This window comes from Pseudomonas sp. C321, from assembly GCF_055407105.1.
Window position 1 is genome coordinate 513,343 of record NZ_JBUZRB010000003.1, and the last position, 13,724, is coordinate 527,066.

The 13,724-nt window shown below is 59.7% G+C and carries 12 protein-coding genes; 9 read left to right on the forward strand and 3 right to left on the reverse strand.

The genetic code is table 11. The features are described 5' to 3' along the window. Positions 1-132: 132 nt before the first annotated feature. The gene (locus ACZRJ6_RS11970) at positions 133-1,479 is read left to right on the forward strand and encodes a spinster family MFS transporter (protein WP_463968270.1); all 1,347 of its coding nucleotides are present in this window, start codon (positions 133-135) and stop codon (positions 1,477-1,479) included. A 65-nt stretch (positions 1,480-1,544) separates the two neighbouring features. Here ACZRJ6_RS11970 and rapA read toward each other — a convergent pair whose 3' ends face one another. Next, a complete protein-coding gene (rapA, locus tag ACZRJ6_RS11975) occupies positions 1,545-4,391 on the reverse strand; it encodes an RNA polymerase-associated protein RapA (RefSeq protein ID WP_463968271.1) in 2,847 nt (948 codons plus the stop codon). A gap of 216 nt (positions 4,392-4,607) precedes the next feature. On the opposite strand from rapA, the gene ACZRJ6_RS11980 reads away from it, so the two are divergent. From ACZRJ6_RS11980 to ccoM, 3 genes are all read left to right on the forward strand, one after another. Next, positions 4,608-4,949: an aspartate-semialdehyde dehydrogenase gene (locus ACZRJ6_RS11980; RefSeq protein ID WP_463968272.1), complete on the forward strand. Its 342-nt coding sequence runs from the start codon at positions 4,608-4,610 to the stop codon at positions 4,947-4,949. 62 nt (positions 4,950-5,011) lie between these two features. After that, positions 5,012-5,218, forward strand: coding sequence for a hypothetical protein (locus tag ACZRJ6_RS11985; protein WP_149413059.1), 207 nt, complete (start codon positions 5,012-5,014; stop codon positions 5,216-5,218). 143 nt (positions 5,219-5,361) lie between these two features. Further along, positions 5,362-5,478, forward strand: a complete 117-nt coding sequence (gene ccoM / locus ACZRJ6_RS11990; RefSeq protein ID WP_339529084.1) for a cytochrome c oxidase subunit CcoM — start codon at positions 5,362-5,364, stop codon at positions 5,476-5,478. Positions 5,479-5,640: 162 nt separating this feature from the next. Here ccoM and ACZRJ6_RS11995 read toward each other — a convergent pair whose 3' ends face one another. Both ACZRJ6_RS11995 and ACZRJ6_RS12000 read right to left on the reverse strand, forming a co-directional pair. Continuing rightward, positions 5,641-7,116: an inorganic phosphate transporter gene (locus tag ACZRJ6_RS11995; RefSeq protein WP_149413060.1), complete on the reverse strand. Its 1,476-nt coding sequence runs from the start codon at positions 7,114-7,116 to the stop codon at positions 5,641-5,643. Between the two features lie 370 nt (positions 7,117-7,486). Beyond that, entirely contained in the window at positions 7,487-7,687 is a 201-nt protein-coding gene (locus ACZRJ6_RS12000) for a hypothetical protein (RefSeq protein WP_029297082.1), read from the reverse strand. 664 nt (positions 7,688-8,351) lie between these two features. On the opposite strand from ACZRJ6_RS12000, the gene pcaR reads away from it, so the two are divergent. The 5 genes from pcaR to pcaF all read left to right on the forward strand — a co-directional run bounded on the left by pcaR (position 8,352) and on the right by pcaF (position 13,708). Beyond that, positions 8,352-9,194: a pca regulon transcriptional regulator PcaR gene (gene pcaR, locus ACZRJ6_RS12005; RefSeq protein WP_463968273.1), complete on the forward strand. Its 843-nt coding sequence runs from the start codon at positions 8,352-8,354 to the stop codon at positions 9,192-9,194. A 177-nt stretch (positions 9,195-9,371) separates the two neighbouring features. Next, the gene (pcaK, locus tag ACZRJ6_RS12010; RefSeq protein ID WP_463968274.1) at positions 9,372-10,718 is read left to right on the forward strand and encodes a 4-hydroxybenzoate transporter PcaK; all 1,347 of its coding nucleotides are present in this window, start codon (positions 9,372-9,374) and stop codon (positions 10,716-10,718) included. 148 nt (positions 10,719-10,866) lie between these two features. Next, positions 10,867-11,724, forward strand: coding sequence for a CoA transferase subunit A (locus tag ACZRJ6_RS12015; RefSeq protein WP_463968275.1), 858 nt, complete (start codon positions 10,867-10,869; stop codon positions 11,722-11,724). Then, positions 11,721-12,503: a CoA-transferase subunit beta gene (locus tag ACZRJ6_RS12020; RefSeq protein WP_463968276.1), complete on the forward strand. Its 783-nt coding sequence runs from the start codon at positions 11,721-11,723 to the stop codon at positions 12,501-12,503. Before ACZRJ6_RS12015 ends, ACZRJ6_RS12020 begins: the two co-directional genes overlap by 4 nt. Then, positions 12,500-13,708 carry a 3-oxoadipyl-CoA thiolase gene (gene pcaF / locus ACZRJ6_RS12025; RefSeq protein WP_463968426.1) on the forward strand — a complete coding sequence of 403 codons (1,209 nt, stop codon included), beginning with the start codon at positions 12,500-12,502 and terminating at the stop codon, positions 13,706-13,708. Before ACZRJ6_RS12020 ends, pcaF begins: the two co-directional genes overlap by 4 nt. Positions 13,709-13,724 lie beyond the last annotated feature (16 nt).

Consider the following 13,724-nt stretch of genomic DNA (forward strand, 5'->3'; position numbering starts at 1 on the left):
CGGTAGCCCCATGGAGTGATATCAGACTTACGAATCATTACAGACAATCCCGGCGAGGCTGACTAGATTGCAGGTTCCGGGCTCAGGATGCGTCTGGCATTGCGGCTCATATAACAATAAAGAGACGGACCCATGCAGAACTCGACCCAAGCGGCGAATGCCTGGCGCATTCTGTTCCTGCTGTTCCTGGCGAACCTGTTCAATTTCTTCGATCGCACCATCCCGGCGATTATCATCGAACCGATTCGCATGGAATGGCACCTCAGTGACTTCCAACTCGGCATCATCGGTACTGCGTTCACCATCGTCTATGCCATTGCTGGTCTGCCGCTGGGACGCATGGCCGACACCGGCTCGCGCAGCAAGCTGATGGGCTGGGGCCTGGCGGCCTGGAGCGGGCTAACGGCGGTCAATGGCATGGTTGGCAGTTTCTGGACCTTCCTGCTGGTGCGCATGGGTATCGGCATTGGTGAAGCCAGCTACGCTCCGGCTGCCAACTCGCTGATTGGCGACTTGTTTCCGCCGCACCGCCGGGCGAGGGCCATGGGCATTTTCATGCTGGGCCTGCCGTTGGGCCTGTTGCTGGCGTTCTTTACCATCGGCGCGATGGTCAAGGCTTTCGACAGCTGGCGCGCGCCGTTCTTTATTGCCGCCGTGCCGGGGCTGATCCTCGCGGTGTTCATGTTCTACATCAAGGAACCCAAGCGAGGCGCCGCGGAAGCCGTGCAAGTCTCCCAGGAAAAGGTCGATCGGCCGATCCGTCGGGTGCTGGCGATACCGACCTTTCTCTGGCTGGTACTGGCCGGGCTGTGCTTCAACTTTGCTACCTACGCGTGCAACTCGTTCCTGGTGCCGATGCTGCAGCGCTACTTTCTGATGCCATTGCAGGAAGCGGCTGTCGCCACTGGGGTGATTGTCGGCGTGACCGGGTTGTTTGGTCTGACACTGGGTGGTTGGGTGGCCGACAAGATTCACCAACGTATCCCTAATGGGCGGCTGTTGTTCGCCGCCTTCAGCCTGATTATTTCGACGGTGTGTACGGCCTGGGCTCTGCACGCGGGGCGTATCGAGATTGGCGTGTTCGTTGCGGTGTTCAGCGTTGGCTGGCTGTTTGCCTATAACTTCTACACATGCGTCTACACCGCGATCCAGGACGTGGTGGAGCCGCGTCTGCGGGCCACGGCCATGGCGCTGTTTTTTGCCGGGTTGTATTTGTTGGGTGGTGGCATGGGGCCGGTGGTGGTGGGTGGTCTGTCCGATCACTTTGCCCATACGGCGATGTACGCGGCAGGTGCTGAACAAATGAACGAAGCCTTTAAAGCCGTGGGCCTGCACGACGCTATGTATCTGATTCCGGTCGCGCTGTTTTTGACCATGCTGTTTCTGTTTCAGGCATCGCGGTGTTTTGTGAAGGATGCCCAGCGGATGAGGGATGGGTTGGGGGTGGCGGAGGTCGCGAGCCCGGCGGTCACGGCTTGATGAACTCAGATCAAAAGAAGGCCCGCATTGCGCGGGCCTTCTTGTTCAGCAGGGCAGGGCGGTAATCAACCCGCCACCAACACCCGAATCGCTTCCAGTCGCAGCGCCGCCTTGTCGAGCATGGCCAGGCCTTGCTCACGTTGCTGACGCAGGGCAATCAGCTCGCTGTCGCGCACGGTCGGGTTGACCGCTTGCAGGGCGGTCAGGCGTGCCAGTTCTTCGTCGGTGTCGGCGGCCAGACGGCGCTGGGCCTCGGCTACGCGCTCGGCGTGACGCGGGGCGATCTTTTCTTCACCGGCATTGATCCGTGGCGTCAGTTGATCGCGCTGGGCCTGTACGAACTTGTTGGCGCTGGCCCGTGGCACGCTTTCCAACTGATCGTTCAAGGTCTCGAATGACACCCGGCCTGACAGGTCATTGCCGTTGGCATCCAGCAGGCAGCGCAGCGCCGCCGGTGGCAGGTAGCGGCCCAGTTGCAGCGAACGCGGGGCAACCACTTCGCTGACGTAGAGCAGTTCCAGCAACACGGTGCCTGGTTTGAGGGCCTTGTTCTTGATCATCGCCACGGCGGTATTGCCCATGGAGCCGGACAGTACCAAGTCCATGCCGCCCTGGACCATCGGGTGTTCCCAGGTGATGAACTGCATGTCTTCGCGTGACAGCGCCTGGTTGCGGTCGTAGGTGATGGTCACGCCTTCGTCGTCGCCCAGGGGGAAGCTGGCGTCGAGCATTTTTTCGCTGGGCTTGAGGATCAGTGCGTTTTCCGAATGGTCTTCGCTGTCGATACCGAAGGCGTCGAACAGGGTTTCCATGTAGATCGGCAGGGCGAACTGGTCGTCCTGTTCCAGGATGTCCTCCACCAGCGCATCACCTTCGCCGGCGCCACCGGAGTTCAGCTCCAGCAAACGGTCGCGACCGGTGTGCAGCTCGGCTTCCAGGCGCACGCGCTCGGTGCGGGCTTCGTCGATCAGCCCTTGCCACTCGTCGTCATCGGCGTTTTCCAACAGCGGCAGCAGGCGCGGGCCAAACTGATGCTGCAAGGCGTTGCCGGTCGGGCAGGTGTTGAGGAAGGCGTTTAGCGCTTCGTGGTACCACTGGAACAGCCGCTGTTGGGGGCTGGTTTCCAGGTACGGGACATGCAGCTCGATTACATGCTTCTGGCCGATCCGGTCCAGACGGCCGATCCGCTGTTCCAGCAGGTCGGGGTGGGACGGCAGGTCGAAGAGCACCAGGTGGTGGGAGAACTGGAAGTTGCGGCCTTCACTGCCGATTTCCGAACAGATCAGTACCTGGGCACCGAACTCTTCATCAGCAAAGTAGGCAGCAGCGCGATCCCGTTCGAGGATGTTCATGCCCTCGTGGAACACCGTGGCCGGGATGCCGGAGCGTACGCGCAGGGCGTCTTCCAGGTCCATGGCGGTTTCGGCGTGGGCGCAGATCACCAGGACCTTGGTGCGCTTGAGCATTTTCAACTGATCGATCAGCCATTCGACCCGAGGGTCGAAGCGCCACCAGCGTTGTTCTTCCTCAACGTCCGGCAGGGCCTGGAAGCTGACTTCCGGGTACAGCTCGGCATGTTCGCCCAGCGGCAGTTCGAGGTATTCGTCCGGGCATGGCAGCGGGTAGGCATGCAGCTTGCGCTCCGGGAAACCCTGCACGGCGGCGCGAGTGTTGCGAAACAGCACGCGGCCGGTGCCGTGGCGGTCCAGCAGTTCGCGGACCAGGCGGGCACTGGCTTCGGTGTCGCCATCGTTGACGGCGGTCAGCAGGGCTTCGCCTTCGTTACCGAGGAAGCTCTGGATGGTCTTGTGCGCAGTTGGCGAGAGACGGCCCTTGTCCAACAGCTCCTGGACGGCTTCGGCTACAGGGCGATAATTTTCGCTCTCTGCGCGAAAAGCGTGCAGGTCGTGGAAACGGTTTGGGTCCAGCAGGCGCAGACGGGCGAAGTGACTGTCCTGGCCCAGTTGTTCCGGGGTGGCCGTGAGCAGCAGCACGCCAGGAATGACTTCGGCGAGTTGCTCGACCAGCACGTATTCAGGGCTGGCATTTTCTTCGTGCCAGACCAGGTGGTGGGCTTCGTCTACTACCAGCAAGTCCCAGCCAGCGGCGAACAGTGCGTCCTGGGCTTTCTCGTCGTCTACCAGCCATTCCAGGGCTACCAGCGCGAGTTGGGTGTCTTCGAACGGGTTGGCGGCATCGCTTTCGATAAAGCGTTCTTCGTCGAACAGCGCCACTTGCAGGTTGAAGCGGCGGCGCATTTCTACCAGCCACTGGTGCTGCAGGTTTTCCGGCACCACGATCAGCACGCGATTGGCACGACCGGACAGCAACTGGCGATGGATCACCAGGCCGGCTTCGATGGTCTTGCCCAGGCCTACTTCGTCTGCCAGCAAAACCCGGGGCGCGATACGGTCGGCCACTTCGCGGGCAATGTGCAGTTGGTGCGCAATCGGCTGCGCACGCACGCCGCCCAGGCCCCAGAGTGAGGATTGCAACTGGCGACTGGTGTGCTCCAGGGTGTTGTAGCGCAGGGAGAACCAGGCCAGTGGGTCGATCTGCCCGGCGAACAGACGGTCGCTGGCCAGGCGAAACTGGATAAAGTTCGACAGTTGGGTTTCTGGCAGGGTAACGACTTCGTTCTGCCCATTGAGGCCGTGATAGACCAGCAGGCCGTCGACGTCGTCGACTTCGCGCACGGTCATTTTCCAGTCTTCGAAATGGGTGATGGTGTCACCCGGCGAAAACCTCACGCGAGTGAGGGGCGCATTCCGTAGCGCATACTGGCGGGTCTCGCCAGTGGCCGGATAGAGCACGGTCAACAAGCGACCGTCCTGTGCCAGAACGGTGCCTAACCCTAGCTCTGCTTCGCTGTCACTAATCCAGCGTTGCCCCGGTTGATACTGCTGCGCCATGCTGCCTGACTCCCACCGTGAAAAAGCCGACTATTCTAACGGAACAAGGCTCCCAGACCAAAAGGAATAGGAGCAGCTTCACGCTTTAAGCTACAAGCGGCAAGAAAAAGGGCGGTGCGTTTATCAGATAGATGACGATTGGTTCACACGTTGGCGACTCCAGATTCAAGTCGTCGTCCCAGCAGCCGACAGTCTGCTGACAGGAGACCAAAAATTATGCTGCCACCCATCTTGCCCTTGAGTGTTGTGCCGGTTACATCGCAACTCGACCCGGTGCGTCCAAAACCCGATATTCCGCCGGTAGTACCAGTGCAGCCGGGTTCTAACGAAAGTACTATCGACCTGAAGAAGCGCGATGCGGAGCAGTCGACCCTGCTGCTGCGCGAAGAGCAGCGGCGTCAGCAGGAACAGCAAAAGCGCCGGCGTGAGGCCGATGATGATCCCGAACAGCACTTGGCCATTCCTGGCGATGAACTCAATGCCGATAACACCGTGCCCGTGGCGCCGCTGATCGAAGATGCGCCCCGGCAAGGGTTGTGGGTGGATGTCGAGGTTTAAATGCGTAGCGACACATATTTTGTTTGCCGGTTATTTGCCGCAAGGCGGGCCAGGACGCATTATTGAACCCTTCCAGCCACCACGTAAGCCAAGCCATGAGTGATGACGACAAGCTGATCGACCTGAATGCCGAACGGGCCAAACGTGTCCACGACCTCAATGACAAGCGCCTGAATGAAGTACGCCAGGCCTTCGAGCAGGCCATGCCGATGCTCCTGGGCAAGGCAAAACCAAAGAAAAAGCAGAAAAACAAACCGAAAAAGCGTTGAAGTGCCCTACATCTATTGATGTAGGTCAGTTATTCCCCTTCTTTACACCCCGTTGCAGGCGACATTGATCCTCGTCAATTTATCCCCCCGTCTTCTTGGTTAACTTAGCCCTATCGCAACAGGGCAAGAGCAGGAGGCCAGTCATGTTTTTCGATAATGTGGTGTTTGCCGGAGTGCTGACTGTAGGCCTCATGGTGTTGTTCTTCGTAGGATTTGGAATTTTTATCTGGAAAGACGCCAATAAGCGTAAAAAACCATAGGTTTTTCTGGATTACATGAGCACGCAAGGCATTTTGGGCGACTTCGGTCGCCCTTTTTTTTCGCCTGAAATAATCATTCCCAGGCCCCGCGTCGCGTCAATCACGGGCATAAAAAAAGGTGCGAACCTTGCGGATCGCACCTTTTTTATTACTGGCCGATTATCAGCTGCCGAGGGCCTTGGACGCCAGCCAGAACAGGCCGGCCGACAAGCCCACCGTTGCTGGCAGGGTCAGTATCCACGCCATCAGGATGGTTTTCACCGTCCCGCTTTGCAGGCCGCTCTTGTTGGCAACCATGGTGCCTGCTACGCCCGAGGACAGGACGTGAGTGGTGGACACCGGCAGGCTGAAGATGTTGGCCAGGCCAATCATGCTCGCGGTGGTGATCTGCGCCGACATGCCTTGGGCATAGGTCATGCCTTGCTTGCCAATCTTCTCACCGATGGTCAGCACCACACGTTTCCAGCCGACCATGGTGCCCAGGCCCAGGGCCAGGGCTACTGCCAGGATCACCCAGAACGGTGCGTATTCGGTAGTGGCTGTCAGGTCTTTGCGCAGTTTGTCCAGGTCGGACTTCTCGCGGGGATTGAGGCCAGGCAGCTTGCCGACTTTCTTCGCAGTGTCGTCCAGGCACAGCAGGTAGCGACGCACCTCAATGCGGTGCTCTGCGGTCAGCGAATGGTAGTCGGAGACACCCTTCAATGTGCCGAGAAGGGCAGTGATGGTCGGTTCGGTCTGCTGTGGGTTGCAACGGAACTTGCCAGGCAGGTCGTCTTTGACGCTCTTGCCCAGGGCGAGGAAGTCACCGAGGGTTTCCTGGTTGCGCTGGTAGAACTGATTGAGGTGCAGGGTGGCGTCGCGGGTACGCTCGATCTGGTAGGTGGTGCTGCCCAGGTCGAGTACGAACTGCGCGGGCACGATACCAATCAGCACCAGCATAATTAGGCCGATACCCTTCTGACCGTCATTGGAACCGTGCACGAAACTCACGGCCATGGCGGAAATTACCAGCACTAGGCGGTTCCAGAAAGGCGGGTGCTTCTTGTCGTCGATCTTGCGGCGCTGGTCCGGCGTCTTGTGCATCTTGGACAGCGGGCGCCACCATTTCAGGATGATCAGCACCAGGGCTGCGACCAGGAAGCCGGCTATGGGCGAGGCCACCAGCGATGCGCCGATATCGATCGCCTTCTGCCAGTTGACCCCGTCAGCCAGTGGGATGTCGTTGATCAGGGCGTTGGCCAGGCCGACACCGAGGATCGAACCGATCAGCGTGTGGGAGCTGGACGCAGGGATCCCGAAATACCAGGTACCCAGGTTCCAGGTGATCGCCGCTGCCAACAAGGAGAACACCATGGCCAGGCCATGGCCGGTGTTCACATTGATCAGCAGTTCCACCGGCAGCAAGTGCACGATGGCATAGGCGACGCCTACCCCGCCGAGCAACACGCCGAGGAAGTTGAACAACCCGGAAAAGAACACGGCCAGGTGCGGCGGCATGGCTTTGGTATAGATGACTGTGGCAACCGCGTTAGCGGTGTCATGAAAGCCATTGATGAACTCGAAGGCGAGGACAAAGGCCAGGGCGAGCAATAGGCTCACAAGAACCCAAGCATCCAGTCCGCTGAATAAATCGATCATGAAGGTTTTCTGACCCGGTCGTAAGGGGGCGCGATTATGCCAGAAAACCTTGGTAATCGATGCACTAGCTGCTCATCGGTAACATTCTTCAACGAAAAAGGTTGTGGGCAGGGCGCGCATCCCAGTCATTCCGGGGGTATGGCAAGTCACTGATTTATAAAGAGTAGGGCTGATGAGGTGGGGTGCGACAACGATGGTGGGGTGTCTGAAACAATCGTATGAAATTTCGGTAAGGCAGGCAGAAGGGGCGCCAGGATGGCTTTGCGCAGGTATGTGATTGGCGTCAGATGCACTGGCATGGACCGGGGAGCCCCCTGCCAACAGTGCGTTGGCAGGCGGAGGCAACCCTTGGCGACTCAGCACGAGCGGCTTAAGGCTCTTCGGCTTTGAGGTCCTTTTCAATCTTTTGAATTTCCTGGGCAAAAGCCTGATCGAGCAGACTTGCTCGTTTGCGCCATGGTTTGCGCTCAGGTTCTGGCTGGGCGGCGTAGGTGGTGACTTCCCCGCCGTAAACATCCTTGTAACGTTGTTCCTGGCGCTCAAGTTCCGCGCGCAGTTCGTCTTTCGTCACATTGATACCTTATTGAGTTGAGTTTAATTCCGGTGAAGCGCGATGCGTGGAAGACGTCCATGGCATTACCTTCAAAGGGTACCGATAAAGCTGCTCGGTTTTTGAAGGTATACACAATAGATCACTTCTTTATTGCATGCGGCCACGGTACCGGAGAAGAACAGCTGCCGTAGCAACAGTTTTCTTTCAAGTCACAAGCAATTGGCAGGCATTTTAAATGGATGACAGGTACTTGTGACAAGGCACGGGCAAAGCATAGGGGAGGCTCAGCGAGATCTGAAATCGTTCTTGACGCTGGGCCGACCTCCTCACATAGCTCATTATAGCGATGCATTTGAATAACACTATCGCCAACAAGTTAAAAATCGTCAACTTGGCCTGCAGGTTTTTTCCCGAGAGTAGTGCCGAACTTTTGGCGTCACACTTGCTAAATATTCTACAAGTGCCAGTTGAGCTAAAAAATATTGTTCGGCGTATAGCGGATTCAATGAGTCGATGCAGTGACCTTCATTCAAACGGGTGGACAGGGAGCATCACAAGCAGGCCGGGAAATTGCGATAATCGCATGCCTGTCCGATAATCGCCCAATGTTGCCGGCCTCGCCTTGTGTATCCGTTGCCAGACGGCTTGTAATAGCGGTTGAAAATAAGAGAAGGGACCAGAAATGAACGATCAATTGCGCAACTCCTTCGCATCAGTGGCGCCGCCGATCGTTGCGTCACCGGCCAAGCGTATCCAGGCGTTTACCGGTGATCCGGATTTCATGACCTCCCTGGCTCGCGGCTTGGCGGTGGTGCAGGCATTCCAGGAGCGCAAGCGCCACCTGACCATCGCGCAGATCAGCCATCGCACGGAAATTCCCCGCGCCGCCGTGCGCCGTTGCCTGCATACCCTGATCAAGCTCGGCTACGCCACCACCGACGGGCGTACCTATTCACTGCTGCCCAAGGTCCTGACCTTGGGCCATGCCTATTTGTCGTCCACACCCTTGGCGGTTTCTGCCCAGCCGTACCTGGACCGCATGAGCGAGCAACTCCACGAAGCCTGCAACATGGCCACCCTGGAAGGTGATGACATCCTTTATATCGCCCGCTCGGCCACCACCCAGCGCCTGATCTCCGTGGACCTTTCGGTGGGCGGGCGTCTTCCGGCCTATTGCACGTCCATGGGCCGGATACTGCTGGCGGCCCTCGACGATGTCTCGTTGCAGGACTATCTGGATCACGCCGACCTGCAAATCAAGACCAGTCGCACCCTGGCCACGCCCCAGGCGTTGCTCGAATGCCTGCAACAAGTGCGGCAACAGGGCTGGTGCATCGTCGACCAGGAGCTGGAGCAGGGCCTGCGCTCCATCGCCGTGCCGGTGTATGACGCCTCAGGCCAAGTGCTCGCTGCGCTCAACGTCAGCACCCATGCCGCACGGGTCAGCCGCAGTGAGCTGGAGCAACGTTTTCTGCCCAGCATGCTTAGCGCCAGCCAGGAGTTGAGTGCCCAGCTGTTTGCTTAAGCTGTTCGGTGACCGCACAGATCCCGGTTTGATGAATTGACGGTGTTTCCCCTGGCTCATTAATGTCGCGGCAGCGCAATTGACCGCAACGGTGCCTGCCGTCCAAGTCCCTGTGCCGCCCAATAATAATGACGAGATAACCCTCGTTCCCCCGCCCATAGGTGTGGAATAAAAATAATGAATCAGCCTTCGCCTTCTGTCGGGACTTGCCTGGATGTGCAGTCCTTCATCAACTCCCAGCCACTGTCGCGCTATCAGTGGCGTGTAGTGATCCTTTGTTTCCTGATTGTGTTTCTCGACGGCCTCGACACCGCGGCCATGGGTTTTATCGCCCCCGCGTTGTCCCAGGATTGGGGCATCGACCGCGCAAGCCTCGGCCCGGTGATGAGTGCCGCGTTGATCGGCATGGTGTTTGGCGCCCTGGGTTCTGGCCCCTTGGCCGACCGCTTTGGCCGCAAAGTGGTGCTGGTCGGCGCAGTGTTGGTGTTTGGCGCCTTTAGCCTGGCGTCGGCCTATAGCTCCAACGTCGATCAATTGCTGGTGCTGCGATTTCTTACCGGCCTTGGCCTGGGCGCCGGCATGCCAAATGCCACGACCTTGCTGTCCGAATACACCCCGGAGCGCCACAAGTCGCTGCTGGTGACCAGCATGTTCTGCGGTTTCAACCTGGGGATGGCCGGTGGCGGGTTTATCTCGGCCAAGCTGATCCCCGCGTTCGGCTGGCACAGCCTGCTGCTGATCGGTGGCATCTTGCCGTTGATTCTGGTGGTGGTGTTGCTGGTGTGGCTGCCGGAGTCGGCGCGTTATCTGGTGGTGCGCAATCGTGGCACCGACAAGGTGCGCAAGACCCTGGCGCCCATCGAACCGACCATTGTCGCCCAGGCCTCAAGCTTCAGCGTCCCCGAGCAGAAAACCGTCAAGGCACGCAACGTGTTTGCGGTGATTTTCTCAGGCACTTACAGCACTGGCACCTTGCTGCTGTGGCTCACGTACTTCATGGGCCTGGTGATTGTGTACCTGCTGACCAGTTGGTTGCCCACACTGATGCGTGACAGCGGTGCCAGCATGGAGCAGGCCGCGTTTATCGGTGCCTTGTTCCAGTTTGGTGGTGTGCTCAGCGCTGTGGGCGTGGGTTGGGCGATGGATCGGTTCAATCCCCACAAGGTCATCGGTATCTTCTACCTGTTGGCCGGGGTGTTTGCCTACGCAGTCGGGCAGAGCCTGGGCAATATCACGGTGTTGGCGACGCTGGTGTTGATCGCCGGGATGTGTGTCAACGGTGCCCAGTCTGCCATGCCGTCCCTGGCCGCACGCTTCTACCCGACCCAAGGGCGCGCCACCGGTGTGTCCTGGATGCTGGGCATTGGTCGCTTCGGCGCGATTCTCGGTGCATGGATGGGCGCGACATTGCTTGGCCTGGGCTGGAACTTCGAACAAGTGCTGACAGCACTGGTGATCCCGGCTGTGCTGGCCGCGAGTGCGGTGGTGATCAAGGGTATGGTCAGCCATGCGGATACGACCTGAACGCAACCGATAGCTAGACAACAATCCGTTCGATAATCGAACACTCAGTCGATTATCGGATTGTTTGGCGCATTTCCCCGGCTTAATCTTCAAGCACTTCGGCGCCGCCCTCGGCGCCTTTTTCGATCAACACCGGGAGCCCAACCCCATGGCTGAAATCCTCACCCTGCACGATGCGGTGAAGCAGTTCGTCAACGACGGCGATACTGTCGCGCTCGAAGGCTTTACCCACCTGATCCCTACGGCGGCAGGCCATGAAATCATTCGTCAGGGCAAGAAAGACCTGACGCTGGTGCGAATGACGCCCGACTTGATCTACGACCAACTGATTGGTGCCGGCTGTGCGCGCAGGCTGATTTTCTCCTGGGGCGGCAATCCCGGCGTGGGTTCCCTGCATCGCCTGCGGGACGCGGTGGAGAAACAGTGGCCGCAGCCGTTGGAGATCGAAGAACACAGTCACGCCGACCTGGCCAATGCCTACGTCGCCGGAGCATCTGGCCTGCCGTTCGCAGTACTGCGAGCCTACGCAGGCTCTGACCTGCCCAGGGTCAACCCGCTGATCAAGACCGTGACCTGCCCGTTTACTGGTGAAGTGCTGGCGGCGGTGCCGGCGGTGCGCCCGGACATCACCGTGATCCACGCACAAAAGGCTGATCGCAAGGGCAACGTGCTGTTGTGGGGCATTCTCGGGGTGCAGAAAGAAGCGGCCCTGGCGGCCAAACGTTGCATTGTCACCGTCGAAGAAATCGTCGATGACCTCAATGCGCCGATGAACGCCTGTGTGCTGCCAACCTGGGCCCTGACTGCCGTTTGCCACGTACCCGGCGGCGCGCATCCGTCCTACGCCCTCGGTTACACCGAACGCGACAACCGTTTCTATCAAGCCTGGGACCCAATCGCCCGGGACCGTGGGACCTTTACCGCCTGGATTGACGAATACATCCACGGCACTGCCGATTTCAGCGAATTCCAGGCCAAGCTGGCCACCGCGCAGGAGGCCAAGTGATGGCTTACTCGACCAACGAAATGATGACCGTCGCCGCCGCCCGCCGCCTGAAGAACGGTTCGGTGTGCTTCGTCGGCATCGGCCTGCCCTCCAAGGCTGCCAACCTGGCTCGCCTGACCTCTTCGCCAGACGTGGTGCTGATCTACGAATCTGGCCCGATTGGCGCCAAGCCGTCGGTACTGCCACTGTCCATCGGTGACGGTGAGCTGGCGGAAACTGCTGACACCGTCGTGCCTACCGGTGAGATTTTTCGCTACTGGCTGCAGGGCGGGCGCATTGACGTCGGCTTTCTCGGTGCGGCCCAAGTCGATCGTTTCGGCAACATCAACACCACTGTGGTTGGTGATTATCACCAGCCCAAGGTTCGCCTTCCGGGTGCCGGCGGCGCGCCGGAGATTGCCGGTTCCGCCAAGAGCGTGCTGATCATCCTCAAGCAGTCGGCGCGTTCGTTTGTCGACAAACTGGACTTCATCACTTCGGTGGGCCACGGCGAGGGCGGCGATTCCCGTAAACGCCTCGGCCTGCCAGGCGCGGGTCCGGTCGGGATTATTACCGACCTGTGCATCATGGAACCGGAGGAGGGCACTCACGAGTTTGTGGTCACCGCGCTGCACCCCGGCGTGACCCGCGAGCAAGTGGTCGCGGCCACGGGTTGGGCGATTCGCTTTGCTGAGCTGCTCAGTACCAGCGCTGAACCCACCGACATCGAACTGACCGCCCTGCGTGATCTTGAAGCCCGCACCGCCGTCGCCCATGGCCAAACCCCAGGAGAAGCCTGATGCGCGACGTATTTATCTGTGACGCCATTCGTACTCCCATCGGCCGTTTTGGCGGTGGCCTGTCCACCGTGCGTGCCGATGACCTGGCGGCGGTGCCGATCAAGGCGCTGATGGAACGCAACCCGTCCGTGGATTGGAACGCCGTCGACGAAGTATTTTTCGGCTGCGCGAACCAGGCCGGTGAAGACAACCGCAACGTGGCGCGCATGGCCTTGTTGCTGGCCGGCCTGCCGGAGAGCATTCCCGGCGTGACCCTCAATCGCCTGTGCGCTTCGGGCATGGACGCCATCGGCACCGCGTTTCGCGCCATTGCCAGTGGCGAGATGGAGCTGGCGATTGCCGGCGGCGTCGAGTCGATGTCCCGCGCGCCGTTTGTGATGGGCAAGGCCGATGCGGCCTTCTCGCGCAACATGAAACTGGAAGACACCACCATTGGCTGGCGCTTTATCAACCCGTTGATGAAGGCTCAGTACGGCGTCGATCCGATGCCGCAGACCGCCGATAATGTCGCCGACGACTATAAGGTTTCTCGTGCCGACCAGGACGCCTTCGCCCTGCGCAGCCAGCAACGTACCGCAGCGGCTCAAGCCGCCGGGTTCTTTGCTGAAGAAATTGTCCCGGTACGCGTCGCCCATAAAAAAGGTGAAACCGTGGTCGAGCAGGACGAGCATCCACGGGCCGATACCACCCTGGAAGCCTTGACCAAACTCAAGCCGGTCAATGGCCCGGACAAAACGGTTACTGCCGGCAACGCGTCGGGCGTCAACGATGGCGCCGCCGCGCTGATCCTGGCTTCTGCCGAAGCGGTGAAAAAACACGGCTTGACCGCCCGCGCCCGCGTGCTGGGTATGGCCAGCGCCGGTGTTGCTCCTCGTGTGATGGGCATCGGCCCGGTGCCAGCGGTCCGCAAACTGGTGGAACGCATGGGTTTGGCTGTCAGCGACTTTGATGTGATTGAGCTCAACGAGGCCTTTGCCAGCCAAGGCCTGGCGGTGTTGCGTGAGCTGGGCCTGGCGGACGACGCGCCTCAGGTCAACCCCAACGGCGGCGCTATAGCGCTCGGCCATCCGCTGGGCATGAGTGGCGCGCGCCTGGTACTGACGGCGCTCCATCACCTGGAAAAAACCGGCGGCCGCAAAGGCCTGGCGACCATGTGTGTCGGCGTCGGCCAAGGCTTGGCCCTGGCCATCGAACGCGTTGAATAACAATAAAGAGGATTGC

Excerpts from the sequence above, each read along its gene's own strand:
- ACZRJ6_RS11970 (WP_463968270.1), top strand. The coding sequence starts at position 133 with ATGCAGAACTCGACCCAAGCGGCGAATGCCTGGCGCATTCTGTTCCTG.
- rapA (WP_463968271.1), bottom strand. The coding sequence starts at position 4,391 with ATGGCGCAGCAGTATCAACCGGGGCAACGCTGGATTAGTGACAGCGAA.
- ACZRJ6_RS11980 (WP_463968272.1), top strand. The coding sequence starts at position 4,608 with ATGCTGCCACCCATCTTGCCCTTGAGTGTTGTGCCGGTTACATCGCAA.
- ccoM (WP_339529084.1), top strand. The coding sequence starts at position 5,362 with ATGTTTTTCGATAATGTGGTGTTTGCCGGAGTGCTGACTGTAGGCCTC.
- ACZRJ6_RS11995 (WP_149413060.1), bottom strand. The coding sequence starts at position 7,116 with ATGATCGATTTATTCAGCGGACTGGATGCTTGGGTTCTTGTGAGCCTA.
- pcaR (WP_463968273.1), top strand. The coding sequence starts at position 8,352 with ATGAACGATCAATTGCGCAACTCCTTCGCATCAGTGGCGCCGCCGATC.
- pcaK (WP_463968274.1), top strand. The coding sequence starts at position 9,372 with ATGAATCAGCCTTCGCCTTCTGTCGGGACTTGCCTGGATGTGCAGTCC.
- ACZRJ6_RS12015 (WP_463968275.1), top strand. The coding sequence starts at position 10,867 with ATGGCTGAAATCCTCACCCTGCACGATGCGGTGAAGCAGTTCGTCAAC.